This window comes from Diaphorobacter oryzae DSM 22780, assembly GCF_059568935.1.
In genome coordinates, this window is sequence record NZ_JCANUL010000014.1 from 64,480 (window position 1) to 90,693 (window position 26,214).

General features: G+C 69.0%; 24 protein-coding genes and 1 tRNA gene. 12 read left to right on the plus strand and 13 right to left on the minus strand.

Annotation, left to right across the window (positions count from 1 at the left end; translation table 11 throughout):
- Window positions 1-113: 113 nt before the first annotated feature.
- Both BP68_RS17345 and BP68_RS17350 read left to right on the plus strand, forming a co-directional pair.
- Window positions 114-638, plus strand: a complete 525-nt coding sequence (locus tag BP68_RS17345) for a YqaA family protein (protein ID WP_496374141.1) — start codon at window positions 114-116, stop codon at window positions 636-638.
- Between the two features lie 112 nt (window positions 639-750).
- The gene (locus tag BP68_RS17350; protein ID WP_496374076.1) at window positions 751-1,731 is read left to right on the plus strand and encodes a Bug family tripartite tricarboxylate transporter substrate binding protein; all 981 of its coding nucleotides are present in this window, start codon (window positions 751-753) and stop codon (window positions 1,729-1,731) included.
- Window positions 1,732-1,808: 77 nt separating this feature from the next.
- On the opposite strand, the gene BP68_RS17355 is transcribed toward BP68_RS17350, so the two are convergent.
- Window positions 1,809-3,038, minus strand: a complete 1,230-nt coding sequence (locus BP68_RS17355) for an isochorismate synthase (protein WP_496374078.1) — start codon at window positions 3,036-3,038, stop codon at window positions 1,809-1,811.
- Window positions 3,039-3,164: 126 nt separating this feature from the next.
- Complete coding sequence (locus BP68_RS17360) at window positions 3,165-4,139, minus strand: LysR family transcriptional regulator (protein ID WP_496374080.1); 975 nt, start codon at window positions 4,137-4,139, stop codon at window positions 3,165-3,167.
- Between the two features lie 200 nt (window positions 4,140-4,339).
- Here BP68_RS17360 and BP68_RS17365 point away from each other — a divergent pair, with 200 nt between their 5' ends.
- Together BP68_RS17365 and BP68_RS17370 are read left to right on the plus strand one after the other, a co-directional pair.
- On the plus strand, window positions 4,340-5,353 hold the full coding sequence (locus BP68_RS17365; protein WP_496374082.1) for a tripartite tricarboxylate transporter substrate binding protein BugE: 1,014 nt from the start codon (window positions 4,340-4,342) through the stop codon (window positions 5,351-5,353).
- A 25-nt stretch (window positions 5,354-5,378) separates the two neighbouring features.
- The gene (locus BP68_RS17370) at window positions 5,379-6,800 is read left to right on the plus strand and encodes a M20 family metallopeptidase (protein ID WP_496374084.1); all 1,422 of its coding nucleotides are present in this window, start codon (window positions 5,379-5,381) and stop codon (window positions 6,798-6,800) included.
- A 197-nt stretch (window positions 6,801-6,997) separates the two neighbouring features.
- Here the strand turns inward: BP68_RS17370 and BP68_RS17375 are convergent, their stop codons facing one another.
- The 3 genes from BP68_RS17375 to BP68_RS17385 form a co-directional block, all read right to left on the minus strand.
- Window positions 6,998-7,501 (minus strand): GNAT family N-acetyltransferase, encoded by a 504-nt coding sequence (locus BP68_RS17375; protein ID WP_496374086.1) that lies wholly within the window; start codon window positions 7,499-7,501, stop codon window positions 6,998-7,000.
- Window positions 7,502-7,563: 62 nt separating this feature from the next.
- Entirely contained in the window at window positions 7,564-8,658 is a 1,095-nt protein-coding gene (ychF, locus tag BP68_RS17380) for a redox-regulated ATPase YchF (protein ID WP_496374088.1), read from the minus strand.
- Window positions 8,659-8,706: 48 nt separating this feature from the next.
- On the minus strand, window positions 8,707-9,576 hold the full coding sequence (locus tag BP68_RS17385) for an MOSC domain-containing protein (protein WP_496374090.1): 870 nt from the start codon (window positions 9,574-9,576) through the stop codon (window positions 8,707-8,709).
- Between the two features lie 90 nt (window positions 9,577-9,666).
- On the opposite strand from BP68_RS17385, the gene BP68_RS17390 reads away from it, so the two are divergent.
- From BP68_RS17390 to miaB, 7 genes are all read left to right on the plus strand, one after another.
- Window positions 9,667-10,806, plus strand: a complete 1,140-nt coding sequence (locus BP68_RS17390; protein ID WP_496374092.1) for an FAD-dependent monooxygenase — start codon at window positions 9,667-9,669, stop codon at window positions 10,804-10,806.
- Window positions 10,807-10,867: 61 nt separating this feature from the next.
- Window positions 10,868-11,584, plus strand: coding sequence for a DsbC family protein (locus tag BP68_RS17395; protein WP_496374094.1), 717 nt, complete (start codon window positions 10,868-10,870; stop codon window positions 11,582-11,584).
- Window positions 11,585-11,740: 156 nt separating this feature from the next.
- Window positions 11,741-13,522, plus strand: a complete 1,782-nt coding sequence (locus BP68_RS17400; protein WP_496374096.1) for a M61 family metallopeptidase — start codon at window positions 11,741-11,743, stop codon at window positions 13,520-13,522.
- Window positions 13,523-13,587: 65 nt separating this feature from the next.
- On the plus strand, window positions 13,588-14,367 hold the full coding sequence (locus BP68_RS17405; protein ID WP_496374098.1) for an enoyl-CoA hydratase: 780 nt from the start codon (window positions 13,588-13,590) through the stop codon (window positions 14,365-14,367).
- Window positions 14,368-14,392: 25 nt separating this feature from the next.
- A tRNA-Met gene (locus BP68_RS17410) sits at window positions 14,393-14,469 on the plus strand.
- A gap of 102 nt (window positions 14,470-14,571) precedes the next feature.
- Window positions 14,572-15,021: a hypothetical protein gene (locus BP68_RS17415; protein WP_496374100.1), complete on the plus strand. Its 450-nt coding sequence runs from the start codon at window positions 14,572-14,574 to the stop codon at window positions 15,019-15,021.
- Between the two features lie 115 nt (window positions 15,022-15,136).
- A complete protein-coding gene (gene miaB, locus BP68_RS17420; protein ID WP_496374102.1) occupies window positions 15,137-16,477 on the plus strand; it encodes a tRNA (N6-isopentenyl adenosine(37)-C2)-methylthiotransferase MiaB in 1,341 nt (446 codons plus the stop codon).
- 9 nt (window positions 16,478-16,486) lie between these two features.
- Here miaB and BP68_RS17425 read toward each other — a convergent pair whose 3' ends face one another.
- The 8 genes from BP68_RS17425 to BP68_RS17460 are packed head-to-tail and all read right to left on the minus strand — an operon-like array spanning window position 16,487 to window position 25,588.
- Entirely contained in the window at window positions 16,487-17,941 is a 1,455-nt protein-coding gene (locus BP68_RS17425; RefSeq protein WP_496374104.1) for an N-acyl-D-amino-acid deacylase family protein, read from the minus strand.
- A gap of 1 nt (window position 17,942) precedes the next feature.
- Complete coding sequence (locus tag BP68_RS17430) at window positions 17,943-18,872, minus strand: MurR/RpiR family transcriptional regulator (RefSeq protein WP_496374106.1); 930 nt, start codon at window positions 18,870-18,872, stop codon at window positions 17,943-17,945.
- Window positions 18,873-18,875: 3 nt separating this feature from the next.
- Window positions 18,876-20,174 carry an amino acid deaminase gene (locus BP68_RS17435; protein WP_496374108.1) on the minus strand — a complete coding sequence of 433 codons (1,299 nt, stop codon included), beginning with the start codon at window positions 20,172-20,174 and terminating at the stop codon, window positions 18,876-18,878.
- 12 nt (window positions 20,175-20,186) lie between these two features.
- Window positions 20,187-21,152: an ABC transporter ATP-binding protein gene (locus tag BP68_RS17440; RefSeq protein ID WP_496374110.1), complete on the minus strand. Its 966-nt coding sequence runs from the start codon at window positions 21,150-21,152 to the stop codon at window positions 20,187-20,189.
- Entirely contained in the window at window positions 21,149-22,186 is a 1,038-nt protein-coding gene (locus tag BP68_RS17445) for an ABC transporter ATP-binding protein (RefSeq protein WP_496374112.1), read from the minus strand. The genes BP68_RS17440 and BP68_RS17445 overlap by 4 nt, the downstream gene beginning before the upstream one ends.
- On the minus strand, window positions 22,183-23,028 hold the full coding sequence (locus tag BP68_RS17450; RefSeq protein ID WP_496374114.1) for an ABC transporter permease: 846 nt from the start codon (window positions 23,026-23,028) through the stop codon (window positions 22,183-22,185). Before BP68_RS17450 ends, BP68_RS17445 begins: the two co-directional genes overlap by 4 nt.
- On the minus strand, window positions 23,025-23,975 hold the full coding sequence (locus BP68_RS17455; protein WP_496374116.1) for an ABC transporter permease: 951 nt from the start codon (window positions 23,973-23,975) through the stop codon (window positions 23,025-23,027). The genes BP68_RS17450 and BP68_RS17455 overlap by 4 nt, the downstream gene beginning before the upstream one ends.
- Window positions 23,976-23,998: 23 nt before the next feature.
- Window positions 23,999-25,588 carry an ABC transporter substrate-binding protein gene (locus BP68_RS17460; RefSeq protein WP_496374118.1) on the minus strand — a complete coding sequence of 530 codons (1,590 nt, stop codon included), beginning with the start codon at window positions 25,586-25,588 and terminating at the stop codon, window positions 23,999-24,001.
- Between the two features lie 114 nt (window positions 25,589-25,702).
- On the opposite strand from BP68_RS17460, the gene BP68_RS17465 reads away from it, so the two are divergent.
- Entirely contained in the window at window positions 25,703-26,095 is a 393-nt protein-coding gene (locus BP68_RS17465) for a RidA family protein (RefSeq protein WP_496374121.1), read from the plus strand.
- The last annotated feature ends 119 nt before the right edge of the window (window positions 26,096-26,214 follow it).

Below are 26,214 nucleotides of genomic sequence, written 5' to 3' on the forward strand. Positions count from 1 at the left end.
CTACCTGCCCAAAATTTCAGCAAATGAAAAGACTGCACTGCGACTGCGCATGTTCACCGCCGGCAAGCCGGGCAACACACGCCCTACACTCCTAGCCCGCTATGGAAATCTGGATTCAACAGCTGCTGGATCTGCTGGCCTTGCCGCAGTTCGGCCTCAGCACGGTGTTCGTCGTGGCCTTCGTCTCGGCCACGCTGCTGCCGCTGGGCTCCGAACCGGCCGTGTTCGGCCTGGTCAAGCTCAACCCCGAACTGTTCTGGCCCGCCGTGCTCGTGGCCACGGCAGGCAACACGCTGGGCGGCGCCGTCAGCTGGTGGATGGGCCTGGGCGCGCACCAGGCCTGGGACGCCGCCCGCAGGCGCCGCCGCGCGGGCCAGGCGGTGGAGGCCGCCGGCAAGCCCCCACGCGAACTCACCCGCATCGAGCGCCGCGTGCGCGTGTGGCTGCGCCGCTGGGGCGCCAAGACCTGTTTGCTGAGCTGGCTGCCCGTCGTCGGCGACCCACTGTGCGCCGTGGCCGGCTGGCTGCGGCTGCCCTTCTGGCCCTGCCTGCTGTACATGGCCATCGGCAAGCTCTTTCGCTACACCACCATGACCGGCGGCCTGCTGTATCTGGTGCCGGGCGACTGGAAGCCCTGACCCCGCGAGACCCCCTCACCCAGCGCCCCGCCGGCCATGGATGCACGGCAAAGGCTGTTGATACACTCGATCGGCCCCTCTTTTCTTTGAACTTTGAGAGAGATCCTTGGAGATGAAAAAAATAGTCCAGACCAGCCTGGCTGCCATGTTGTCGGTGGGCCTGCTGGCCAGCGTCCATGCCCAGGGCAGCGATTGGCCCGCCAAGCAACCCCTGACGCTGATCGTGCCGTTTGGCCCAGGCTCCAGCCCCGACACCATGGCCCGCGCCGTGGCCGAGGAGGCCGGCAAGACCCTCAAGCAGAGCATCGTGGTGCAGAACAAGCCCGGCGCCAGCGGTAACCTGGGGACCGATTACATCGCGAAGTCCAAGCCCGACGGCTACACCTTTGGCGTCTCCATCACCGGCCCCCTGGTGAACAACACGGTCATCTACAAGAGCCTGCCCTACAACCCGGTGACGGACCTCACGCCGCTCACGCTGGGCGTGCACCAGTACAACGTGCTGGTGGTTCCCGCCCATTCGTCCGTCCGATCGCTCGCCGACCTGGTGGCGGAGATGAAGAAGCCCGGCGCCAAGCTGAACTTCCCCAGCACCGGCGCCGGCACCGTGTCCCACCTGGCCGTGGAACTGCTGCTGGACCGCGTGGGCGGCAAGGCCCTTCATGTGCCCTACAAGTCCTCGCCCGACGCCGTGACCTCCCTGCTGGGCGGCGACACGCAGTTTGCCGCGCTGCCCCCCGTGGCCGTGATGCCCATGGTGCAGGACGGCCGCCTGCGCGCCATCGCGGCCGTGGCCGCCAAGCGCCTGAGCTTCCTGCCCGACACGCCCACCGTGGCCGAGCTGGGCTACCCCGGCGTGGAAGGCTCGGGCTGGATCGGCTTCGTGGCGCCGGCGGGCATTCCCGCCGAGGTCAAGACCAAGCTGAACGCGGCGCTGACCAAGGCCCTGGCATCGCCCGAGGTCACCCAGCGCCTGAAGACCATGCACATGGAGGCCGCGCCCATGTCCGCCGAGGCCTTCGGCCAGTACATGGCCGAAGAGCTGCAGCGCTGGTCGCCCCTCATCAAGCGCCTGAAACTGAACGAGAACTGAGCGCTCGGCGCACAAGACAAAGGCCTGCCCGGCGACTGCCGGCAGGCCTTTTTTCTATAGTGAATCCCTGTCCGTGCTTACGCGATGGCGCGCATGAAGGTTTCCATCTTGGTGGCGGTCTCGCGGATCTCGCTGTCCGGATCGGAGCCGGCCACGGTGCCCGCCCCCGCATACAGGCGCAGGCGGCGGTCGCCATCGTATTGGGCGCAGCGCAGCGTCAGCGCCCATTCGCCGTCGCCATCCTCGCGCTGCCAGCCCACCAGGCCGGCAAAGTACTCGCGGTCAAAAGGCTCCAACGCCTGGATATGCCCGAAGGCCGTCGCCGTGGGGAAGCCGCAGATGGCCGGCGTGGGGTGCAGGGCGCAGGCCAGCTCCAGCGCCGTCATCGCAGTGTTCTTGAGGCGGCCGGTGATGAAGGTGGACAGGTGCCACAGCGCATCCGTGCCGATGACCGAAGGGCCCTCGGGGACCTCCAGGTCGTCGCAATGCTCGCGCAGGATGCGCACGATGTCGCTGACCACGTAGCCGTGTTCGCGCAGGTCTTTTTCGGACACCGCCAGCCCTTCGCGGCGGGCCTTGTCGATCTCCGGATCCGCATGGCGCGGAATGGACCCCGCCAACGGATTGATGAACACCTTGTCGCCCTCGCGCCGCACCAGCAGCTCGGGGCTGGCGCCCAGCATGATGGCCGCGGGCGCGTCCGTGGCGCCCTCCGTCCAGGCCGGCACAGCGAAGGTGTAGCCGTGGGCGTTGCGGCGCAGCAGGTCGCGCAGCACCTGGGCGTAGTCGATGGGCGCGTCGAGTTCCACGTCCATCGCGCGCGACAGCACGATCTTGCTCACGCCGCCCTCGGCATACAGCCCCAGCGCCTTGCGCACCATGTCGCCATAGACCTCGGGGGCCGGCACGGGCTGGCGCGCCACCACCGCCGGCCTCTCGCCCGCCACAGGTGCGGATGACGCAGCCGCGTCACGCGCGGGCACGGGCGCAGCGCGCAGCTGCGCGGGGATGGTGAAACTGGCCTTGCGCGCCGTATCGAAAGGCACCAGGCCGAACATCACCGGTGCGGCAATCCCGGCCTCGCCGGCCCGCGCAAACAGCCGCCGAATGCCCTCGGCGCTCACGGCCTCATGGCTGCACACGGCGCCCTGCAATCCATAGGAACGCTGCTGCAGCGCGGGCGAGGCAAAGAAGATCTCGCCGTTGCGCATGTCCTCGAGCATCCAGTCCTGCGTCGTGCCGTCCGGGGTGGGGGAGGCCTGGGCCTCCGAGGAGCGCGCCGGTGCGCCCTGTTGTTGCGTTGTCATCCCTGTAACTTTCATCTGCGCGCGTTGCGCTCACCAACAATCGAAGGCAGAGAAAATAGCAGAAGCACGGTGCCAGCGAACGGCATCCCGCGAGAGCCCCCGCAGCCGCCGCGGCACCCACAACGGCTACGGCAACGCCGAGCCATGATCGCGCCACAGCCTCAGCATTTCCAGCAGCAGCGCAGGCGCGGCCTCGCGGCGGTACACGGCGCCGAGATCGGCCAGCGCATAGGCCGCCCGGTCGACCCGCACATCCAGAACACAGACGCCGCTGGCCGGACGCGCATGGCTCAGACCGGGCACGATGCTGCGCGGCACCAGGGCCACGGCATGGGGATGGCTGAGCAGCCCCTCCAGCACCGGCAGCGACACTGTGGACACGGGAAACCATTGCGCCTGCGGCAGCTGTGCCAGTACCTCGCGCTCAAAAAGGTCGCGCACGGCGATGCTGGACGTGGGAAGCACCCAGCGGGCATCGCTCAGCGCGGCCAGAGGCACCTGGCGGTCCCCTGCCAAGGGATGGGTGCCGGCCGCAATGAACACCGCCTCGTCGGACAGCAGCGGCTCGAAGACAAAGCCCTCGGACAGCAGCGCGGGCCGGCGGCAGAACACGGCGTCCAGACCGCCGCTGATCAGCAGCGACAGCAGCCGGTCGCCCACCCCCTCCTGCACATCCACATGCACCTGCGGCCGCTGCGCGTAGAACTGCGCCAGCAGCGGCGCAAGAATCGAATGCGCGGCCGCCGGAATGGCGCCCAGCCGCAGCGCGGCGGAGGCACCCATCCGGATCGCGGCCAGCGTCTCCGACACGTCCTCCAGCTCGCGCATCACGCTGCGCACCACATCGATGAGCGCCTGGCCCGCCTGGGTGGGGCGAATGCCGCGGGAATGGCGTTCGAACAGCCGCATGTCCAGCACGCGCTCCAGTTCCGCCAGCGCCTGCGTGGCCGCGGACTGGCTCATGTCCAGGTGGGCGGCCGCCTTGCCGATGGAGCAGCCCTGCTGCAGCGCCAGGAGCAGCTGCAGCTGGCGCAGGCGCACATGCTTGGTCAGCCGCGAGAACAGGACCCGGCCTTCCGGGAAGCTAGTGAATTCACGCATGGGGCACTCACGGTACATCGTTCATTGTCGACTGGACGGGGGCAGTCATCGGATCTGCTTATATCTCGCCCCAAAAACGGCGCCCCCGGCATTGGCATTGTTTCTATAGTCGCCGCACATGCAATGCGTGCATGAGATGCACCGCCTCACGCATACCCCACCGCTTCGCGCTTCGGCGCTTGAACCCAAGGATGCCCACCATGCGCACCACCCGCCCCATCGCCCGACGCCTGAGCCTCAAGGCCCTGGCCATTGCCACCCTGACCGCAGGCGCCGCCCTGGCGCTGCCCCATGGTGCGCAGGCCGCCGACGCCTACCCCAACAAGCCCATCAAGCTGGTCGTGCCCTTTGCGGCCGGCGGATCCACCGACATCGTGGCCCGCGTGGTGGCCGAAGGCATGCGCAAGACGCTGGGCCAGTCCATCGTGGTGGACAACAAGGCCGGCGCGGGCGGGCTGATCGGCACCGAAGCCGTGGCCCAGGCCGCACCGGACGGCTACACCATCGGCATGGCCACGGTCAGCACCATGACCATCAACCCGTCGCTCTTCACCCGCGCCGAAGGCCTGGTCGCCAAGCTCACCCCCGTGGCCAATCTGGTCACCATGCCCTCGGTGTACCTGGTGCACCCCAGCCTGGGCGTGAACAGCTTCGACGCCTTCCTGGCAAAGCTCAAGGCGCAGCCCAAGCAGATCAGCGGCGCCGTGCCCGGCCTGGGCACGCTGGGCCATCTGATGCTGGCGTCGTTCAACGAGACCCTGAAGACCGACATCCAGATCGTGCCCTACCGCGGCAACGGCCCCGCCCTCAACGACGCACTGGCCGGCATGGTGCAGGTCATGCCCGACCAACTGCCCTCGTCCCTGGCGCACATCAAGAGCGGCAAGCTCATTCCCGTGGTGCTGGCCGCCGACAGCCGCTCTCCTGAACTGCCCGACGTCCCCACCTTCAAGGAGCTGGGCTACAACGACCTCAACCAGTTGGGCATCAGCTGGTTCGGCATCGTCGCGCCCAAGAACACGCCCGCCCCCATCGTCCAGCAATTGCAGGCGGCGGCGGTGAAGGCGGTGCATCTGCCCGAGGTGCAAAAGCGCCTCAAGGCCCTGGGTGCGGCCCCCTCCGACATGGACCCAAGCCAGTTCGCGGCCCAGATCACGGCCCAGACGCAGCGCCACAAGGTCCTGCTGGACAAGGCCGGCGTGAAGCCCGAGTAAGCCAAGCCACTTCCAAGCATTGCCGATGAACAGCATCCTGCAAGACTTCTTCACGCGCGAGACACCGCGCATGACCGCGCTGGCCGACCGGATCTGGTCGCTGGCCGAACTGCGCTATGCGGAAACCGCCTCGGCCCAGCTGCACATGGATGCGCTGGCCAGCGCCGGCTTTCGCATCACGCGCGATGTGGCCGGCATCCCCACGGCCTTCCTGGCCGAGTGGGGCGACGAGGGCCCCGTGATCGCCTTCCTGGGCGAGTACGACGCGCTCTCAGGCCTCAACCAGCAAAGCGGCGCCCTGGTCTGCACGCCCTCGGTGGACAGCCCCGGCCTGGCCGGCCATGGCTGCGGCCACCACCTGCTGGGCACCTCGGCCCACTTCGCGGCCATTGCGCTGCAGGCCCACCTGCAAGGCACGGGCGAGAAGGCCCGCGTGCGCTACTACGGCTGTCCGGCCGAGGAGGGCGGCTCGGGCAAGACCTTCATGGCGCGGGCGGGCGTGTTCGACGACGTGGACGCCGCGCTCACCTGGCACCCGGCCAGCTTCACGGGCGTGTTCAGCCAGAGCACGCTGGCCAACGTCCAGGCCAAGTTCATCTTCCACGGCAAGGCCTCGCACGCCGCGCACTCGCCCCACCTGGGGCGCAGCGCGCTCGACGCGGTGGAACTCATGAACGTGGGCGTGAACTACCTGCGCGAGCACATGCCGTCGGACGCCCGCGTGCACTACGCGGTGACCGACTCGGGCGGGCTCTCGCCCAACGTGGTGCAGGCCCGCGCCGAGGTGCTCTACCTGATCCGCGCCGCGCAGAACCACGAGGCCGCCGAGCTGTACGAGCGCGTGCAGAACGTGGCCCACGGCGCCGCGCTGATGACCGACTGCCGGGTCGAGATCGTCTTCGACAAGGCCTGCTCCAACCTGCTGCAGAACACCACGCTCAACCAGGTGCTGTACGCCAAACTGCAGGCCGAGGGCGCGCTGGCGGTGGACGCCGGCGTGCAGGGCAAGGCCGCGGGCTTCCAGGCCACGCTCAGCCCGAACGACATTGACGCGGTCAGCCGCCCGCTGGCCAGCGTGCTGCGCGGCAAGGTCCCCGCGGTGTTCGAGGGCGTCGCCCCCTACGATCCCGCGGCCAGCGAGACCATGTTCGGCTCGACCGACGTGGCCGACGTGAGCTGGATCACCCCCACGGTCCAGGCCTGGGTGGCCTGCTACGCCTTCGGCACACCGCTGCATTCGTGGCAGATGGTGTCCCAGGGTCAGTCGGCCCTGGCCCACGCCGGCATGGTGCGCGCCGCACGGGTGCTCACGGCGACGGCCATCGAGCTGGTGCGGCAACCCGGGCTGATCGCCCAGGCCAAGGCGGAGCTGCTGGAGCGCCGGCAGGGCCAGCCCTACACCTGCCCGATCCCGGCCGAGGTGCCGCTGCCCTTTCTGCGCCCATAGGCACACGGCGTCCACCATGACGCCGTGCGAAATCACTTCAAATTTGATAGCTGCTAGCGCTTATACACAGGGCGCCAGAGCCGCTTTTGGCTTGAATCCTCAAGCCGCAGGCTGGTGACGCGGTCGCCAGGCGCCTCCCAGCGGGTACCGTCGCCGGCACCCCACTTGCGCCAGGCCGGTTCCTGCTTTCGCGCGCCCTATGCCGGAGCCGTACCGCACCCGGCCAAGGCCCCGGCGCGTTGCCAGCAGTAGGTCCAGAGGCCGTCCTCGATGCCCAGCGCCTCCAGCCGCCGCCAGCCCTGCGCCTCGAAAAAGGCCTGCGCCTGCGGGTTGTCGTCGGCCACGTAGGCACGCCAGTGCGGGCGTGCTTTCAGGGCAGGCAGCGCGCACAGCGCCTGCCAGGCGCGCCGCCCCCAGCCCTGGCCGCGGCGCCGGGGATCGACGGCGAAATCGGTGATCACCCAGCAACCCACCTCCGGGTCGGGCGTGAGCCCGACGACGGCCAGCAGCACGCCATCGGCCAGTACCGCCCATTCCTCGCCATTGGTGTCGGCCAGCACATCCGCCAGCCACTCGTCATCCATGGGGCCCAGATGCCGGTCCAGCAGCGGGTCCGCGTACCAGCGCCGGTAGGCGGCAAAGTCCCCTGCCTGAAAGCGCCGCACCTCCATCACGGCGTGCGGCGACGGCTTTACCCCCATGTCTGGACTCCTGTCTGCAATTCGATGCGGCTGCCGGCAGGCTGCGGAACCAGCCCCGGTGGTCAGACGTTGAACAGGAAGTTCATCACATCGCCATCCTTGACGATGTATTCCTTGCCTTCCGCGCGCATCTTGCCCGCGTCCTTGGCGCCCTGCTCGCCCTTGTACTGGATGAAGTCGTCGAAGGCGATGGTCTGCGCACGGATGAAGCCGCGCTCGAAGTCGCCGTGGATCACGCCGGCCGCCTGCGGCGCGGTGTCGCCCACATGGATGGTCCAGGCGCGCACCTCCTTCACACCCGCGGTGAAATAGGTCTGCAGGCCCAGCAGCTTGAAGCCCGCGCGGATCAGGCGGTTCAGGCCGGGTTCGCTCTGGCCCATCTCGGCGAGGAACATGTCGCGGTCTTCGTCGCTCATCTCGGCCATTTCGGCTTCCATCTTGGCGCAGATGGCGACCACGGGCGCATTCTGGGCTGCGGCGTATTCCTTCAGGCGGTCGAGCAGCGGGTTGTTCTCGAAGCCATCCTCGCTCACATTGCCCACGAACATGGCCGGCTTGGCCGTGATCAGGCAGAAGGGCTTGAGCAGCGGCGCGTCTTCCTTGCTCACCGGCACGGTGCGCGCGGGCTTGCCCTCGTTCAGCGCCGCCTGGATGGGCGTGAGCAGCTGCACGAGCTTGGCGGCTTCCTTGTCGTTGCCCGACTTGGCGGCCTTGCTGTAGCGGTTGAGCGCCTTCTCGACGGTGCCGAGGTCGGCCAGGCACAGCTCGGTCTGGATGACCTCGATGTCCGAGATCGGATCGACCCGGCCCGCCACGTGGATCACGTTCGGGTCCTCGAAGCAGCGCACCACGTTGACGATGGCGTCGGTCTCGCGGATATGGGCCAGGAACTGGTTGCCCAGGCCCTCGCCCTTGGAGGCGCCCGCCACCAGGCCCGCGATGTCCACGAACTCGACGATGGCCGGCACGATGCGCTCGGGGTTGATGATGCCGGCCAGCTCATTCAGGCGCGGATCGGGCACCTCCACCACGCCCGTGTTGGGCTCGATGGTGCAAAAGGGGTAGTTTTCGGCGGCGATGCCGGCCTTGGTGAGGGCGTTGAAGAGGGTGGACTTGCCCACGTTGGGCAGGCCCACGATGCCGCATTTCAGGCTCATGGCAGGGCTCTCGTAAGTTCGGAAGACAAACCCGCCATTCTACGAGGCTCAGTCGAACCGCAGGTTGGCGGCCACGGGCTGGCCCACGCGCAGCAGCAGCCCCGCCCCCTCGCGCACGATGGCGTTCATGCCGAACGTGATGGCGCCGCCCATGCGCGCGTCCTGGCGGTAGCGGCGCAGCGCGTCGCCCACGGCCGGATGGCTTTCGGCGGTGGCGGGGTCGATGTCGGGAATGGGGCAGCGCGTGCAGGGCTTTACGTGCTGCAGCCGCACCTCGCCACTGGCGGTGTGGATAAAGAGGTCGTCGATGCGGTCCTCGTCATGCGCCTCCACGCCGGCGATCACCAGGTTGGGCCGGAAGCGCTCCATGCCCACGGCCGCATCGCCCGCGGCCAGCAGGCGCTCGTTGAGCCCGTCGAGCGAGGCCTGGCTGGCCACGAGAATGGGAAAGCCGTCGGCGAACTGTGTGGGCGCCTCGACGCCGCCGGTCCACTTCAGGCTGGACAGGCGCCGGTGGTCGGGGTCAAAGCGCACCAGGCGACAGGGCCGCCCCAGGAAGTCCGAGAACCACTGCGCCGCCAGCGCCCCCATGTCCCAGGCGGGCACGGTGTCGCTCCACACCTGCACCGTGGCCGGCTGCTCGACGCGGTCCAGCGCCACATGCAGCGCCAGCATGCCCGGCGCGCACAGCACCATGTCGTCGCCGCGCAGCTGGGGGCGGATCAGCGCCATGCGGGGCAGCTCGCGCTGCGACAGAAAGACGCCCTGCGCGTCCACGACCATCCAGGCGCGGTCGAGATCCAGGCCGGTCTCGGTCAGCAGCGCCTGCTGCACCTCGATGCCGGCGCACGACTTGACGGGATGGATGAACAGCCGGGCCACGGTGCCGGCCAGATCGTGGTCTGGGCGAAAGCTCACGCAAAACTCCAAAATTGCAGGGGAATGGGCCCGGCGATTGTGCCGCCAGCCCGGGCCGGCGCCCCGCACCGCGCCTCCTACAATCCCCGCATGGCGCAGACTTTTGACGTATGTATCCGCGGTGCGGGCGTGGTGGGACGCACCTTGGCTCTCTTGCTGGCCCGCGAACGGCTGCGCGTGGCGCTGGTCCAGCCGCCGCCCGGCGCCGCCGCGGCGGCCGATGTGCGCGCCTATGCGCTCAACACCGCCAGCCGCGCGCTGCTGGAGTCCGTGCGCGGCTGGCCCGACGCGCAGCACGCCACGGCGGTGCAGCAGATGCAGGTGCATGCCGACCAGGACGGCATGGTGCATTTCGACGCCGCCCAGCAGGGCCGCGATGCACTGGCCTGGATCGTGGACGTACCCGCGCTGGAGGCCCGCCTGGCGGACGCCGTGCGCTTTCAGCCGCTGGTGGAACAGGTCGCGCAGCCCGTGGCCGCGCCGCTCACCGTGGTCTGCGAGGGCCGCGCCAGCCGCACGCGCGAGGAGTTCGGCGCGGAATTCGACATCACCCCCTACGCCCAGCACGCCATCGCCACGCGCCTGGTCTGCGAGCGGCCGCACGGCCAGGTGGCGCGCCAGTGGTTTCTGGCCGACGGCGGCATCCTGGCTTTTTTGCCGCTGGACGGCGCGCAGGGGAACTCCGTGGCCGTTGTCTGGTCTGTTCCGCAGGAGCAGGCAGCGCAATGGCTGCAGGCCGACGAGGCAGACTTCACGCAGCGCCTGCAGGAAGCCAGCCGCCACGCCCTCGGCACCCTGAGCCTCAGCGGCCCGCGGGCCAGCTGGCCGCTGCAGCAGGCACGGGCGCACCACTGGTGCGGCGCCCTGCCGGGGCAGTCCGCGCAGTCGGCGGCCCGCAGCTGGGTGCTGGCCGGCGACGCGGCGCACAACGTGCATCCGCTGGCGGGCCAGGGCCTGAACCTGGGGCTGGGCGATGCGCGCGCGCTGGCGCGCGTGCTGCACGAGCGCCCCGCCTGGCGCGGCGTTGCCGACCTGCGCCTGCTGCGCCGCTACGAGCGCGAGCGCAAGGCGGCGCTGCTGCCCATGGGCCTGGCCATGGACGGCCTGCAACAGCTTTTCACGCGGCGCGAGAGCGCGCTGCAGGCCCTGCGCAACTGGGGGCTGAAGGGGTTTGAACGCAGCGGGCCACTCAAAGCATGGGTGGCTCGCCAGGCCATGGGGGCCGAGTGATGCCGCGCACCTGCGGCGCACGCCACGAACGCATATTTTGATGAAGGAACGGAAGACCGCAATGAAACTCCTCCCCACCCTGCTGGCTGCAGCCACCCTGTGCCTGGGCATGAATGCATCGGCGCAGGACGCCACGATCCGCAAGGCCCTGGCCGAGCGCATCCCGCAGCTGCAGCAGATCGACGAGGTGCGCCCCACGCCGATGAAGGGTCTGTACGAGGTGCGCATCGGCACCGACCTGTTCTACACCGACGCCCAGGGCAACTACCTGATCCAGGGCGAGCTGATCGACACCAAGGCGCGGCGCAACCTGACCGAGGACCGCATCAACAAGCTGACGGCCGTGGACTACCAGTCCCTGCCGCTGCAGGATGCGTTCACCACCGTGCGCGGCAAGGGCGAGCGCAAGCTGGTCGTGTTCGCGGACCCGAACTGCGGCTACTGCAAGCGCTTCGAGAAGGACCTGCAGAACGTGGACAACGTGACGGTGTACACCTTCCTCTACCCCATCCTGAGCCCCGACTCGGCCGAGAAGTCGCGCAACATCTGGTGCGCCAAGGACCGTTCCGCCACCTGGGACGACCTCATGCTGCGCGACAAGACGCCGGCCGCGGCCAGCTGCGACACGGCCGCGCTGCAGCGCAACCTGGCGTTCGGGCGCAAGCACAAGATCACCGGCACGCCCACGCTGATCTTCTCGGACGGCTCGCGCGTGCCCGGCGCCATCGGCGCGCAGGACGTGGAAAAGCGCCTCGCCGAGATCGCTAGCAGCAAGTAAGCGCCGCATGCGGCCGCCTGCCGACGGCATGGCGGCCGCTTCCAATACAGGAGCTGCTCACGCTTGACGACTCTCGGTTTTGGGCACTTTTCATGTCATAACCTATAGGTAGCAAGCGCAAGCAGCTCTCAAATTGATACCGCTATTTCTGCCCCCATGCCCTCTGCCCCCGCCGCCACGCCCCCCGTCCACTACCGCATCGACCCCGCGCAGGCCCACGCCCATCTCTACCGCGTGACGCTCACCGTGGCCGCGCCCGCGGCGCTGCAGGAGCTGTCGCTGCCCGTGTGGATTCCGGGCAGCTACCTGGTGCGCGAGTTTTCCAAGAACCTGCAGTCGCTGCAGGCCCGCCAGGACGGCGCCGAGGTGCCGCTGGAGCAGCTGGACAAGCACCGCTGGCGCGCGCAGTGCCGCGCCGGCCTGCCGCTGGTGCTGAGCTACGCGGTAGCGGCCTACGACACGTCGGTGCGCACGGCCTGGCTGGACGCCACGCGGGGCTTCTTCAACGGCACCAGCCTGTGCCTGCGCGTGCACGGCCAGGAGGCCACGGCCCACGGCCTGGAGATCGTGCAGCCGCCGGCCATGGCCGGCTGGTCGCTGGCCACGGGGCTGGAGCCCGCGGCGGTGGATGCCACGGGCTTCGGCACCTACCGCGCGCGCAACTACGACGAGCTGGTGGACTGCCCCGTGGAGATAGGCCCGTTCTGGAGCACCGAGTTCACCGCCGGCGGCGTGCCGCACCGGCTGGTGGTGGCGGGCGCCGCGCCCTCGTTCGACGGCGAGCGCCTGGCGCGCGACACGCAGCGCATCTGCGAGGAAATCATCCGCTTCTGGCATGGCGACGGCGCGCCGCCCATGGCCCGCTACGTGTTCATGCTCAACGCGGTGCACGAGGGCTACGGCGGGCTGGAGCATCGCAACTCCACGGCCCTGATCTGCAGCCGCCGCGACCTGCCGCGCCTGGGCCAAAGCGCCAAGGAGATCCAGGCCTGCGAGGGCTACACCACGCTGCTCGGCCTGGTGAGCCATGAGTACTTCCACACCTGGAACGTCAAGCGCCTGCGCCCGGCCGACTTCACGCGCTACGACTACGCGCAGGAGAACTACACACAGCTGCTGTGGTTCTTCGAGGGCTTCACCAGCTACTACGATGACCTGCTGCTGCGCCGCGCGGGCCTGATCGACCACGCGACCTACCTGCGGTTGCTGACCAAGACCACCAACCAGGTGCTGCAGACCCCGGGGCGCCATGTGCAATCGGTGGCGCAGGCCAGCTTCGACGCCTGGGTCAAGTACTACCGCCAGGACGAGAACACCCCCAACAGCACGGTGAGCTACTACACCAAGGGCGCGCTCGTCGCCCTGTGCCTGGACCTGGCGCTGCGCCGCGAAGGCCGAACCACGCTGGACGAGACCATGCGCGCACTGTGGCAGCGCACCGGCGGCGGCCCCATGGCCGAGGCCGACGTGCTCGCGGTGCTGCAGCAGCTGTCGGGCCGCGACTGGTCCGGCGAGATCGCGCAATGGGTGCACGGCACGCACGACCTGCCGCTGGCCGAACTGCTGGCCGCCCACGGCATCACCGTGCAGGCCGACCCCGCACCGATCGCCCAGCGCCTGGGCCTGCGCGTGAACGAGAACCACGGCGTGCAGATCAAGACCGTGCTGCGCGGCGGAGCGGCCGAGGCGGCCGGCTTCATGGCCGGCGACGAATGGCTGGCCCTGGAAACCCCGGGCCAGGCCTGGCGCCTGCACAGGCTCGACGACGTGCCGCTGTACGCCGCCGCCGCCACCGAAATCACCGCCCTGGTGGCCCGCGATCGGCGCCTGCTGCGCCTGGCGCTCACGCTACCGGACGCTGGCGCGGCGGCGGACACGGTGCGCCTGGACGTGCAGGACGCAGCCATCGCGCAGCGCTGGCTCGGCGCCGCCGGCTAGCGGCGCGCCTGCCCGGGCCTTGGGTATAGTCACATGATTCGATTCACTACATACCGGAGATAACCTTGGCCTACGAATGCATCGAAGTCCGCACCGAAGCGGACAAGGTCGGCATCATCACGCTGAACCGCCCCAAGCAACTCAACGCGCTGAACGACCAGCTCATGAACGAGCTAGGCGCTGCCCTGCAGGCCTTCGATTCCGACGAGAAGATCGGCTGCGTCATCCTCACCGGCAGCGAGCGTGCCTTTGCTGCGGGCGCCGACATCGGCGCCATGGCCAAGTACAGCTTCGCCGACGCCTACAAGGGCGACTACATCACGCGCAACTGGGAGCAGATCCGCTCCATCCGCAAGCCCGTGATCGCCGCCGTGAGCGGCTTCGCCCTGGGCGGCGGCTGCGAGCTGGCCATGATGTGCGACTTCATCATCGCCGCCGACAACGCCCGCTTCGGCCAGCCCGAAATCAAGCTGGGCGTGATCCCCGGCGCGGGCGGCACCCAGCGCCTGCCGCGCGCCGTGGGCAAGTCCAAGGCCATGGACATGGCCCTGACCGGCCGCATGATGGACGCCACCGAAGCCGAACGCGCGGGCCTGGTGAGCCGTGTCGTGCCCTTCGAGAAACTCATGGACGAGGCCCTGGGCGCCGCGCTCATCATCAGCGGCTTCTCGCAGATCGCCGTGATGGCTGCCAAGGAGTCGGTGAACCGCGCCTTCGAGGGCACGCTGGCCGACGGCGTGATGTTCGAGCGCCGCCTGTTCCACGCCCTGTTCGCCACGCAGGACCAGAAGGAAGGCATGGACGCCTTCGTGAACAAGCGCACGCCGAATTTCACCCACCTCTAAAAAATAGCTATAATCGCGTTCTCTTGGTCGTATAGCTCAGTTGGTTAGAGCGCAGCATTCATAATGCTGATGTCGAAGGTTCAAGTCCCTCTACGACCACCAGACACAACCCGCAGCGCCCCAGGTGCTGCGGGTTTTTTCTTGGGCAGCTTGGCGGCAACCGCCAGCCACTAGAATTTTCGTTTCAGCCCCTGGATGTACACCATGAACCGCTGCAACACCATTTCCCCCTCCTCCCTGCCACGACGCGGCGGCTGGCTGGCCTCCGTCGCCTGCGCCGCGCTGCTGGGTGCCGCTCTGGTGCCGGCCATCGCCCAGGTGCCCGGCGGCATGGGCCAGAACCGCAACTTTCCGCAGGCCGCACTGCGCGGCACGCTGACCGTCCAGGACGGCGCCATGGCCACGCTGAACGGCCAGCCCATCCGCATGGCACCGGGCATGCGCCTGTTCAGCCCACAGAACGCGCTCGTCATGCGGCACACCGTGCAGGGACAGCCGCTCAAGGTGAACTACGTCATCGAGACCAGCACGGGCATGCTGCTCACGGCCTGGATCCTGACGCAGGCCGAGGCCGACCGCCCCCGCCAGGGCAGCGACACCACGACCTCCAACATCCGCACCGAAGTGGAAACCAAGCCAGCCCTGCTGCGCTGAGGGCCGTGCGCGCCAGCGCGCGGATGCGCCCGGCGCCCGCACGCCGGCCCAGCCATCGAATTGACTCCCCGCACCGCGCTGGCCGCGGTGCCTTGCCATTTGCGAGACACAAGCCATGTCCAAGAAAGTTTTCATCAAGACCTTCGGCTGCCAGATGAACGAGTACGACTCGGACAAGATGGCCGACGTGCTGGGCGCCGCCCAGGGCTACGAGCCGACCGACGACCCCGAGGCCGCCGACCTGATCCTGTTCAACACCTGCTCGGTGCGCGAGAAGGCGCAGGAGAAGGTGTTCTCCGACCTGGGCCGCATCAAGCACCTCAAGAAGAAGGGCGTACTCATCGGCGTGGGGGGTTGCGTGGCCAGCCAGGAGGGCGCGGAAATCATCAAGCGCGCGCCCTATGTGGACGTGGTCTTCGGCCCGCAGACGCTGCACCGCCTGCCCGAGCTGCTGAGCGCCCGCGCGGCCAAGGACAAGCCCCAGGTGGACATCAGCTTTCCCGAGATCGAGAAGTTCGACCACCTGCCGCCCGCGCGCGTGGAGGGCGCCAGCGCCTTCGTGTCCATCATGGAAGGCTGCAGCAAGTACTGCAGCTACTGCGTGGTTCCCTACACGCGCGGCGAGGAAGTCAGCCGCCCGTTCGAGGACGTGCTGGTGGAAGCCGCGGGCCTGGCCGACCAGGGCGTGCGTGAGGTAACGCTGCTGGGCCAGAACGTGAACGCCTACCTGGGTGCCATGGGCGACACGGCGGAGAAGGCCGACTTTGCCCTGCTGCTGGAATACGTGGCCGAGATCCCCGGCATCGAGCGCATCCGCTTCACCACCAGCCACCCCAACGAGTTCACGCCGCGCCTGATCGAGGCCTACGCCAAGCTCCCGCAACTGGTCAGCCACCTGCATCTGCCGGTGCAGCACGGCAGCGACAAAATCCTGATGGCCATGAAGCGCGGCTACACGGCCATGGAATACAAGAGCACGGTGCGCAAGCTGCGCGCCATCCGCCCCGACATGGCCATGAGCAGCGACTTCATCGTGGGCTTCCCCGGCGAAACCGAGGACGACTTCCAGAAGATGATGAAGCTGATCCACGATGTGCGCTTCGACAACAGCTTCAGCTTCATCTTCAGCCCGCGCCCCGGCACGCCGGCAGCCAACCTGCACGACGACACGCCGCACGAGGTGAAGCTGCGCCGCCTGCAGGAGCTGCAGGCCGTGATCAACCAGAACATTCTGGACATCAGCCAGGAGCGCGTAGGCACCGTGCAGCGCCTGCTGGTGGAGGGCGTGTCCAAACGCGACGGCAGCGAACTCATGGGCCGCACCGAGTGCAACCGCGTGGTCAACTTCCCCGGCCAGGAGCGGCTGATCGGCCAGATGATCGACGTACGGATCACCGAAGCCCGCACCTACACGCTGCGCGGCGAGGTACTCACGCGCGAGGCCGCAGGCATCTGACCGCCTGCGCTACGCCGCGCGGCGCACGAAGCGGCCTGCGCGTGCGCCCGTACCCCGGCCTTCGGCCGTGTAGCTCAGCACCCCGTTGACCCACACGCGTTCGATCCCTTCGCTGAACTGCGCCGGGCTTTCATAGCTCGCCCGGTCGCGCACACGCACGGGGTCGAACACCACCACGTCGGCATGGTGGCCCGCGCACAGCACGCCGCGCCCGGCAATGCGAAAGCGCGCCGCAGACAGCCCCGTCATCTTGTGCACGGCCTCTTCCAGGCGCAGCACCCCCTTCTCGCGCCAGTAGCAGGCCAGCACGCGCGGGAACGCCCCCCACAGGCGCGGGTGCGGCCGCTCGTCGTGCGGCAGGCCGTCCGAGCCGATCATGGCCTGCGGGTGCGCGATGACGCGCTCCACATCCTCCTCGCACATCTGGAAGTAACAGGCACCGCCAGGCTGCAGGCGGTCGCATGCCTCGCGCTCGCCCACGTCCCACTCCTTCGCGATGTCCTTGAGGTAGCGCCCCACCATCTCGGGGTGCGGCTGGCTGCCGGTGATGAGGATGTCGATCACGCCGTCCACAAGATCGGTGCGCAGCACCGTGGACCCCGCGGTGTAGGGATACACGTCCAGGCTGATCGGCTGCCCGCGGCCCAGCGCGTCGATCAGCGGCAGCGTCTCGCGCGTACGGCCCCAGTTGGCCGCGCCCGCGCACTTGTGGTGCGAGAGCACGAGCGGCAGACCGGCCTGGCGTGCGGTCCGGGCAGCCTCCTGCAGCGCGGGCAGGATGCCCGCAAGCTCATCGCGGATGTGCGTGGCGTACACCCCGCCATGCCGCGCCGCAGCCGTGGCCAGCGCCACCAGTTCGTCGAGGTCGGCCGCGTAGGCCTCCTTGTAGAACACGCCCGAGGACAGCCCCAGCGCGCCGGCCTCCATGGCCTCGCGCACGCTGTCCGCCATGGCCTCGCGTTCGGCGGGCGTGGCGGCGCGGTCCAGCCGCTCCATGTGGCGCATGCGCAGCGCCGTGTGGCCCACGAGCGCGGCCACGTTCACGCCAGGGCATGCAGCGTCCACGGCGCGGGCATAGGCAGCCACGTCAGCGTGCCGGAACTGACGCCGCCCGAGCAGCGACAGCGGCGCCTGCGGCGCATCGGTCACCACGGGGGCGAGCGAGATGCCGCAATTGCCGACGATCACGGTGGTCACGCCCTGCGACAGTTTGGGCAGCATGTCCGGCGCCTCGATCACCGCCGCATCGTCGTGCGTGTGCACGTCGATGAAGCCCGGCGCCACCACCTTGCCCGTGCAGTCAACCTCCTCGATGCCGCCACTGCGCCAGGGCGCGAGCTGCTCCGCACCAAGGGCTGGGGCGATCGCGGCAATGCGCCCCTCGGCTAGCAACACCTCGCCAGCCCAGGCGGGCTGGTCCGTACCGTCCACGATGCGCCCACCGCGCAACCAAGTCGCCGCCATGTCAGCCTCTCCGCGCCGAAGGTGGCGCACTGCGGTCCATCACGCCCTCGTACTCGGCGCTGTCGAAGCCATGCTTGTGGAGCAGCTGCTTGAACTGCTGCAGCCCGCGCGTGGCCACGGGGCCCAGCTTCTGTGCGAGGCGCACGGTCAAAATCTCGATGACCACGAGATGGGCCAGATACGCCTCGGTGCCCACGCGCATCACGGCGTCCTGCGGCACCGAGACGGCCAGGAGCAGGTCGGCCGTCTCGGCCAGCGGCGTATCGGGCTGCGTGAGGGCCACCACGGTAGCGCCCTGCGAGCGCGCAAAGCGCGCCGCCTCGATGGTGTAGGGCATGCGGCCCACGTGCGAGATCACGAAGGCCACGCCGTCGGGTCCCAGCGTGCTCGCCGAAACGAGCTGCTGGTGTGCGTCAAAGATGGCGTTGGCCGGGCGCCCCAAGCGAAACAGCCGGCTCTGCAGTTCGCTGGCCATGAAGGTTGAGGCCGCACCCACAGAGTAGCAGTCGATGCGGTGCGCCTGCGCAAGGCACGTGGCCACGCGGTCGATCATGTCCACGTCGATGCGTCGGCCCAGGTCGGCCAGCGAGGAAACGGCCGCATGCACGATCTTGCTCGCCACGTCCTGCACCGAATCCTCGGCCAGCACGCTGCGGTGGATGTAGGAGCCCGAGACGGCCAGGTCCTGCGCGAGCGCGAGCATGAACTCGCGCACCGAGTCATGGCCAAAGCTGCGGCAGGTGCGCACGACAGTCGGCATCGAAACGCCAGCCTGCTGCGCAAGCTGTTCCACCGTGGCGGCCACGGCCGCGCGCGGATCCTCCAGCACACAGCGCACCACACGGCGCTGCGCCTCGGGCAATTGGTCCAGGCGCTCGCGCATCTGCTGCAGCAAGCCCGGCGCGGAAGAAGACATCGCAAGTTCCGCCATGGCTCAGAAGTGTGTGTGGATGGCACCCGTGACGGTGCCATCGTCCTCGACCACGGGCATCCAGCGCCACTTGTCGAACGTGGTGCAGGGGTGCGATATGCCCAGCTCCACGCGGTCGCCGACGCGCGGCTGCGTGTCTTCGGAGGCCGCGGCATCGAAGCGCAGGTAGGCGTGGTGGTCGTTGAGCGCGCTGATGCTCCAGCCCAAGGGGGCACTCTGCGCCTGGCGCGCGCCGCGCCGCGCCAGGGCCACGGGCGTGGGCATCTCAAGGTCGTAGGAAATGTCGCGCCGGCCGCAGGTCAGCAAGGCCAGGCCGGGCTCGGGCACCGACTGCACCATGGCCCACACGGTCAGCGCGGGGCGCAGCGAGGCGTCGAGCCCCTCGCGCCGCTCCACCAGCTTGAGAAAGCGCATGTAGTTGCCGTGGTCGTGCGTGACATAGCAGCCCGAGCGCAGCACGCCGCGCACGGGGCGCGACAGGCCCTGCGTCTGCAGCAGCGGCACCACCAGATCGAACACTGCCGAGCCGCCGGCCGTGAGCAAAATGTCCTCGTCTCCCGGATCCCACAGGCCCTCGACGTCACAGGCGCGGGCAGCCTCGGTCACGCGGCGCACCAGCGCCGTGACCTCGCGCGCGTCGTGCTCGCTGTCACAGCGCGCAACCCCGCCCTCGTAGCATTCGATGCCGCCCAATTGCACGGCGCGCGACGCGGCAATGGCGCGGGCCAGCTCCAGCGCCTCCTCCAGGCGGCGGCAGCCCGTGCGCTGGCCAGGAATCCCCATCTCCAACAGCACATCGAACACCCGCGCGCTTGCGCGCCGCGCCGTCCAGTCCTCAATGAGTGCGAGCTGCGCGCGCGAATCGACCAGGAACCACAGCCGCAGATCGGCGTGCCGCGCCAGCAGTGCGTCGAGCGCGTCGAGGTCGCTGTCACAGACCACCTGGTTGGCGATGATGACGCGCCGCGCCCCGGCACCCACGCCCATACTGGCCTGGAAGGTCGTGGCGAACGTAAGCCCCCAGGCCCCGTGGGCGAGCTGCTGCGCGAACAGCTCGGGCGCCAGAGTGGTCTTGCCGTGCGGCGCCAGCAGAACGCCCTTGCGCCGCGCGAAGTCCTGCATCCAGGCCAGGTTGTGCGCCAGTGCCGAGCGGCGCAGCACGGCCAGAGGCAGCGGCAGGTCGTCGGCCAGCACGTTCCAGCCGCGCTGGGCGATCTCACTCGCGCGGCATGGCGTAGCCATGAGGGGAAAGCCCTTGCAGGAGGCGTCGAGCAAGGGGTCGGAAAGACTGTGGGTTGTCATGGTGTGGAGATATCAGTCATCACGCCAGCAGGCGGTTAGACGGCCGGGAGCGACCTCGCGCAGCGCCATGTCGGTGCTTGCGCAGGCGGCCTCCGCCCGGGGGCAGCGGGTGCGGAACACGCAGCCCGACGGCGGATGCGCCGGGCTGGGCAGATCGCCCTGCAGCAGCGGAATGCTACGCCGCCGGGCGGGATCGGGAATGGGCGCGGCATCCAGCAGCGCGCACGTGTAGGGGTGCAAGGGCCTGGCGTAGAGCGCCTCGGTGGGGGCGATCTCCATCACGCGGCCCAGGTAGAGCACCACCACGCGGTCGCACAGGTATTCCACCACGTCGAGGTCATGCGAGATGAACAGCAGCGTGAGGCCGAGCTGTTCCTTGAGTTCGCCCAGCAGGTTCACCACCTGGGCCTGGATGGACACGTCGAGCGCCGACAGCGGCTCGTCGGCCACGATGAAGCGTGGCTGCACGGCCAGGGCCCGCGCGATGCCGATGCGCTGGCGCTGACCGCCCGAGAACTCGTGCGGGAAGCGTTCGGCGTGCTCGGGCCGCAGCCCCACCTGCGCCAGCAGTTCATGGATGCGCGGCAGCCGCGCCGCGCCGCGCGCGAGGCCGTGGGTGTCCAGCGCCTCGCCGATCACGTCGCGGATGCGCATGCGCGGATTCAGGCTTGCATAGGGGTCCTGGAAGATGATCTGGATCTGCGAGCGCAGCGGCCGCAGACGCGCGGACGACAGCGTCGCCAGGTCTTGCACGCCCTGCGCGCCGTGGTAGAGCATCCGGCCCTCGGTCGGCTCGACAAGGCGCGTGAGCAGCCGGCCGATGGTGCTCTTGCCCGAGCCGGATTCGCCGACCAGGCCCAGGGTCTCGCCCATGCGCACGGAAAAGCTCACGCCGTCCACCGCGCGCACGGGGTGCGGCCCATGGCCGAAATGCTTGCGCAGTCCTTGCACCTCCAGCAGGTTCTCGATCGCGCTCATGCCCAGGCCTCCTCGCCAACATGGATGCAGCGCGCCTGGCGCTGCGCGCCAGTGTCGGCCAGCGCCGGCATGCGCTCGTCACAGGCAGGGGTGTGGCGGTCGCAGCGCGGCCCGAAGGCACAGCCCGGCGGCGGCGCGAGCGGGCTCGCCACCTGCCCAGGAATGGCGGCCAACCTCAGCCTGGTGCCCGGGCCAGCCCAGCGCCGCGCGATGCCCGGCAGGCAGGCCAGCAGGCCGCGTGTATAGGGATGCTGCGGATTCGCGAACAGTGCGTGCACGGGCGCGGACTCGACGATGCGGCCCGCATACATCACGGCCACGGCGTCGGCGTACTGCGCCACCACGCCGAGGTTGTGCGTGACGAACAGCAGGCTCATGCCCGTCTCCTTCTGCAGGCGCCCCATGAGCGCGAGGATCTGCGCCTGGATGGTCACGTCCAGCGCCGTCGTGGGTTCGTCGGCGATCAGCAGCGTGGGGCTGCAGGCCATGGCCAGCGCGATCATCACACGCTGGCGCATGCCGCCCGAGAGCTGGTGCGGATACTCATCCACGCGCTGCGCGGCAGCCGGAATCTCGACGAGCTCTAACATGCGCCGCGCATGGGCGCGCGCCGCCGCGCGGTCCAGCCCCAGGTGCAGGCGCGCGCTCTCGGCGATCTGCTCGCCCACGGTGAGCACGGGGTTCAGGCTGGTCATGGGCTCCTGGAACACCATGGCGATCTCGTTGCCGCGCAACGCGCGCTTGGCCGGCTCGGGCAGGGCCAGCAGGTCCACGCGCCCGCCATCGCGCCGCACGAACCAGGCCTGGCCGCCCACCTGCGCCTGCGAGGTGCGCGCATGCAGGCCCATGAGCGACAGGCTGGTGACCGATTTGCCAGAGCCCGACTCGCCCACGAGTGCCAGCGTCTCGCCGGGCCGGATCGCGAAGGACACGTCGGCCACGCTCTGGATGCGCCCCGCGTCGGTGGCAAACGAAGTGGACAGCCCCTGCACCTGCAGCCGGGGCGCGGTGGATTGCGATGGAATGCTCGTCATGCGGCCTTCTTGAGCTTGGGGTCGAGCAGATCGCGCACGCCGTCGCCCAGCATCTGCAGCGACAGGGCCGTGAACACGATGGCAAGCCCGGGATAGAGGATGGTCCAGAACGCCCGGTCGGACGACTCGAGGCTGCCCGCGATCATGGTGCCCCAGGTAGGAATGTCGGGCGGCACGCCTACGCCCAGGAAGGACAGCCCCGCCTCGGCCAGGATGGCATAGGCGAAGATGAACGTGACCTGCACCAGCACGGGCGACACCAGGTTGGGCAGGATATGGCGCCACAGAATGCGCGGCGTGCCCACGCCGAGCGCACGCGCAGCGTCCACGAACAGCAGTTCGCGCAGCACCAGCGTGGCCGCGCGCACCACGCGGGCCACGCGCGGCGTGTAGACGATCACGAGCGCGAGCGTCACGTTCCACAGCGAGGCGCCGAGAATGGACACGAGTGCAATGCCGAGCAGGATGTCGGGAAAGGACATCATCGCGTCCACGCAGCGCATGACGGGCGCGTCGAGCCGACGGAAGAACCCCGCGAGCATGCCCAGCAGCGTGCCCAGCAGCACCGCCCCGGCGGCCGTGCACAAGCCGATCAGCAACGAATAGCGCGCGCCGTGCACGATGCGCAGCATCACGTCGCGGCCCAGCTCGTCGGTACCCGCCCAGTGCGTGGGCGAAGGGGCGCGCAGTCGCTCGCTCACCGAGATCGCATTGGGGTCGGTATCCGACACCCAAGGGAACACCAGGGCCACGAGCACCACGCCCGCCAGCACCAGCGCCGCCGCCAGCACCACCTTGCGCGCGAACAGCCGCGCGGCCACATTGCGCCAGCGCGCCATCATTTCGCCTCCAGACGGATGCGCGGGTCGACCACGGTGTAGAGCAGGTCGATCGCGAGGTTGATGAACACATACACGGCCGCTATCACCAGCAGCGTGCCCTGGATCACGGGGTAGTCGCGCCGCAGCACGGCACGCACCACGAGGTTGCCCACGCCGGGCAGGTTGAACACGGTTTCGGTCACGACGGTGCCACCAATCATGAGCGCCAGCGTGAGCCCCAGCACCGTGACGATGGGCACGAGCGCGTTGCGCAGCACATGCTTGACCATGACCGTGCCCTCGGCCAGCCCCTTGGCCCGTGCCGTGCGCACGTAGTCCTCGCCCAGGATGTCGAGCATGGACGCGCGCGTGAAGCGGATGATGAGCGCCGAGTTGAGCACGCCCAGCACAAGCGCGGGCAGCAGCAGGTGCGTGAGCCGCTCGCCGAACGGCGAATCGGGATTGCCATAGCCCGATGCGGGGAACCAGCCCAGCTTGACGGCGAAGACCTGGATCAGGATGAGCCCGAACCAGAAGCTCGGCACGCTCGCGCCCAGCATGGCCACGCTGGACAGCGCCTGGTCGCCCGGGCTGCCGCGCCAGATGGCGGCCGCCATGCCGCAGGGCACGCCGATCAGCGCGGCGATGCCCACGGCGAACAGCGCAAGCATCAGCGTGGGCTCGGCGCGCTCGAGCAGCGCCTGGGCCACGGGCCGCTGCAGGAAGATCGACTGCCCCAGGTTGCCCTGCAGCAGTTCGCCCACCCAGAGCGCGAACTGCGTGGGTAACGGTTTGTCGAGGCCGTACTGCACGCGCGCCTGGGCAATGTCCTCGGCCATGGCCTGGTCGCCCAGCAGCAGCGCCACCGGGTCACCCGAGGCCAGCCGCGTGAGCGCAAACACGAGCACCGCGACGATGGCGAGCACGACCAGGGCGCCGCCCAGGCGGCCCGCAAGGAATCTCAGCATGGAATACCCCTAGCGCCGATGAATCACTTGGCCAGGCCGGTGTTCCAGAAGAACGGCCAGATCGACGGCGTGTAGCCCTGCAGCTTGGCGGAGCGCGCCGAGAGGCTGTTGAACTTGCCCACCTCGATGAAGGGCACCTCGTCGTACACGAGCTGCTGCACGCGGCCCCACAGCGGCCCGCGCTTGGCCAGGTTGGTCTCCTGGTTGAAGGCCGTGAGCGCGGCCTTCTTGGCGGGCGTGTCCCACCAGCCAGGTGCGCCGTCGCCCAGCTGCGGCGGCGACAGCATGGGCTCAGGGAACAGGCCCGAGTGCGTGAAATACAGGTCCCAGAGCTTGGGGTCGTTGCGGCGCTGCACCAGCGTGGCCCAGTCCACCACCTGCAGCTCGGTCTTGAAGCCGGCCTTCTTGAGCTGCTCGGCCGTCACCAGCGCCATGTTGTAGTGGAACTCGTACTGGCGGCTGGCCATGATGCGCACGGGCTGGCCGTTGTAGCCCGCCTTGGCAGCCTGGTCCTTGGCCGCCTGGGGGTTGCGCTCGTTGTACTGCTTGGCGCCCGCGTCGGCGTAGTACGGCGTGCCCTTGGGGAAGAAGTTGGGCTCCACGGCGAAGAAGCGGTTGTCGCCGAAGCCCGCCGCCATCAGCTCGCCCTGGCCCACGGCCGTCTGCAGCGCGCGGCGCAGCGCGGGGTTGGCCAGCACGCCCTCCTTGGTATTGAGCACGATGTAGGGGAAGCCGAAGTTCTGGGTCACGATCGGCACCACGGCCGGCGCGCCCTTCTCCACGCGGCCCGCGGCCTCGACGGGTAGCAGGTCGGCGTAGTGGAACTGGCCCGACAGCGCGCCCTCGACGCGCGTGTTGGCATTGGGCACGGGCACGAAGCGCAGCTCGTCGAGCAGCGCCTCGCGCTTGCCCGCGTAGCCGCTCGCGGGCTCCTTGCGCGCGCTGTAGCCGTCGTGGCGCACGAGCACGGTGAACTGGTCGGGGCGGCGCTCCTTGAGCTTGTAGGGGCCGGTGCCGATGAATTCCTTGAGCTGCGGCGCCAGGCTTTCCTTGGCCATGATGGCCGCCATGCCCGTGGGCAGCGCCAACTGTGCCAGCAGCGGCGCGTAGGGGGCCTTGAGCTTGATCTCCACGGCCAGCGGCCCGCGCGCCGCGAGCGCCTCCACCTCCTTGGCGACCGACTTGCCGCGCGGCGACAGGTCCATCCAGCGGCGCAGCGAGGCCACCACGTCCTCGGCATCGAGGTCGCGGCCGTTGTGCAGCTTCACGCCCTTGCGCAGCGCGATGGTGTAGACCAGGCCGTCCTTGGACACCGTGGGCAGCGCTTCCGCCAGCATTGGCGCGAGGGCCCACTGCGCGTCGAAAGTGTAGAGCGGCTCGTACACATGCTGCATGATCGTGCCGACGAGATCGGCCGTGGACACCATGGGGTCCAGCCCCTGCGGCTCCCCGATCATCGCGAGATTGGCCGCACCGCCAGCGGGCGCGGCCTGTGCCGCCCCCAGGCCCCACACCAGGGCCACCGATGCCGTCGCCAGCCCCAGCACCCCGCGGCGGGCCATGCGGGCCGCCCCTGACCGCAGCAGCGATGGACGATTGGATTGTGATTGCATCGTAGCCCCTGTGAGTAATAAAATTACATTTCAGATCGTATTTCAAGCAGAAAAGCGGTAATTACGGGGTTTACCCTGCCTTATTGAGTAAAAACATTACACAAGGAGCACGCCATGTCGCTGGTAGAAATGCTGGGCCAACCCCCTCTGGCCTCGGACCGCCAGGCCCGTCCCCTGTCCCCCGCCACCCGCGCCGGGGACTTCGTCTTCGTTTCGGGCCAGGTGCCGACCAACGACCAGGGCGAGGTCATCGTTGGCGGCATTGAGGCGCAGACGCGCCAGGTCTTCCAGCGCCTCGAAGCCGCGCTCGCGCTGGCCGACTGCACGTTGCAGGACGTGGCCAAGGTCAGCGTCTGGCTGGCCGACGCGCGCGACTTCGGCAGCTTCAACCGCGTCTACATGGAGTGCTTTGGCACGCACCGCCCCGCGCGCTCGACGGTGCAGTCACTACTCATGGTGGACGCCAAGGTCGAGATCGACGTCACGGCCTACAAGCCGCGCGGCTGAGCAGGTCCGCCCTGAGCGGCGGCAAAGCCTGGGCCCCAACCACGCCGGGCGAGGCCCGGGTCAAGCGCAACCAGCCCCGCCCCGGCGAGCCGCAGAACCTGCAGAGCTTCGGCGGTGGC

What these genes read in the sequence shown, in the direction of transcription:
- BP68_RS17350 (WP_496374076.1), top strand. Translation starts at nt 751, where the DNA reads ATGAAAAAAATAGTCCAGACCAGCCTGGCTGCCATGTTGTCGGTGGGC.
- BP68_RS17355 (WP_496374078.1), bottom strand. Translation starts at nt 3,038, where the DNA reads ATGACAACGCAACAACAGGGCGCACCGGCGCGCTCCTCGGAGGCCCAG.
- BP68_RS17360 (WP_496374080.1), bottom strand. Translation starts at nt 4,139, where the DNA reads ATGCGTGAATTCACTAGCTTCCCGGAAGGCCGGGTCCTGTTCTCGCGG.
- BP68_RS17365 (WP_496374082.1), top strand. Translation starts at nt 4,340, where the DNA reads ATGCGCACCACCCGCCCCATCGCCCGACGCCTGAGCCTCAAGGCCCTG.
- BP68_RS17370 (WP_496374084.1), top strand. Translation starts at nt 5,379, where the DNA reads ATGAACAGCATCCTGCAAGACTTCTTCACGCGCGAGACACCGCGCATG.
- BP68_RS17375 (WP_496374086.1), bottom strand. Translation starts at nt 7,501, where the DNA reads ATGGGGGTAAAGCCGTCGCCGCACGCCGTGATGGAGGTGCGGCGCTTT.
- ychF (WP_496374088.1), bottom strand. Translation starts at nt 8,658, where the DNA reads ATGAGCCTGAAATGCGGCATCGTGGGCCTGCCCAACGTGGGCAAGTCC.
- BP68_RS17390 (WP_496374092.1), top strand. Translation starts at nt 9,667, where the DNA reads ATGGCGCAGACTTTTGACGTATGTATCCGCGGTGCGGGCGTGGTGGGA.
- BP68_RS17395 (WP_496374094.1), top strand. Translation starts at nt 10,868, where the DNA reads ATGAAACTCCTCCCCACCCTGCTGGCTGCAGCCACCCTGTGCCTGGGC.
- BP68_RS17400 (WP_496374096.1), top strand. Translation starts at nt 11,741, where the DNA reads ATGCCCTCTGCCCCCGCCGCCACGCCCCCCGTCCACTACCGCATCGAC.
- BP68_RS17415 (WP_496374100.1), top strand. Translation starts at nt 14,572, where the DNA reads ATGAACCGCTGCAACACCATTTCCCCCTCCTCCCTGCCACGACGCGGC.
- miaB (WP_496374102.1), top strand. Translation starts at nt 15,137, where the DNA reads ATGTCCAAGAAAGTTTTCATCAAGACCTTCGGCTGCCAGATGAACGAG.
- BP68_RS17425 (WP_496374104.1), bottom strand. Translation starts at nt 17,941, where the DNA reads ATGGCGGCGACTTGGTTGCGCGGTGGGCGCATCGTGGACGGTACGGAC.
- BP68_RS17430 (WP_496374106.1), bottom strand. Translation starts at nt 18,872, where the DNA reads ATGGCGGAACTTGCGATGTCTTCTTCCGCGCCGGGCTTGCTGCAGCAG.
- BP68_RS17435 (WP_496374108.1), bottom strand. Translation starts at nt 20,174, where the DNA reads ATGACAACCCACAGTCTTTCCGACCCCTTGCTCGACGCCTCCTGCAAG.
- BP68_RS17440 (WP_496374110.1), bottom strand. Translation starts at nt 21,152, where the DNA reads ATGAGCGCGATCGAGAACCTGCTGGAGGTGCAAGGACTGCGCAAGCAT.
- BP68_RS17445 (WP_496374112.1), bottom strand. Translation starts at nt 22,186, where the DNA reads ATGACGAGCATTCCATCGCAATCCACCGCGCCCCGGCTGCAGGTGCAG.
- BP68_RS17450 (WP_496374114.1), bottom strand. Translation starts at nt 23,028, where the DNA reads ATGATGGCGCGCTGGCGCAATGTGGCCGCGCGGCTGTTCGCGCGCAAG.
- BP68_RS17455 (WP_496374116.1), bottom strand. Translation starts at nt 23,975, where the DNA reads ATGCTGAGATTCCTTGCGGGCCGCCTGGGCGGCGCCCTGGTCGTGCTC.
- BP68_RS17460 (WP_496374118.1), bottom strand. Translation starts at nt 25,588, where the DNA reads ATGCAATCACAATCCAATCGTCCATCGCTGCTGCGGTCAGGGGCGGCC.
- BP68_RS17465 (WP_496374121.1), top strand. Translation starts at nt 25,703, where the DNA reads ATGTCGCTGGTAGAAATGCTGGGCCAACCCCCTCTGGCCTCGGACCGC.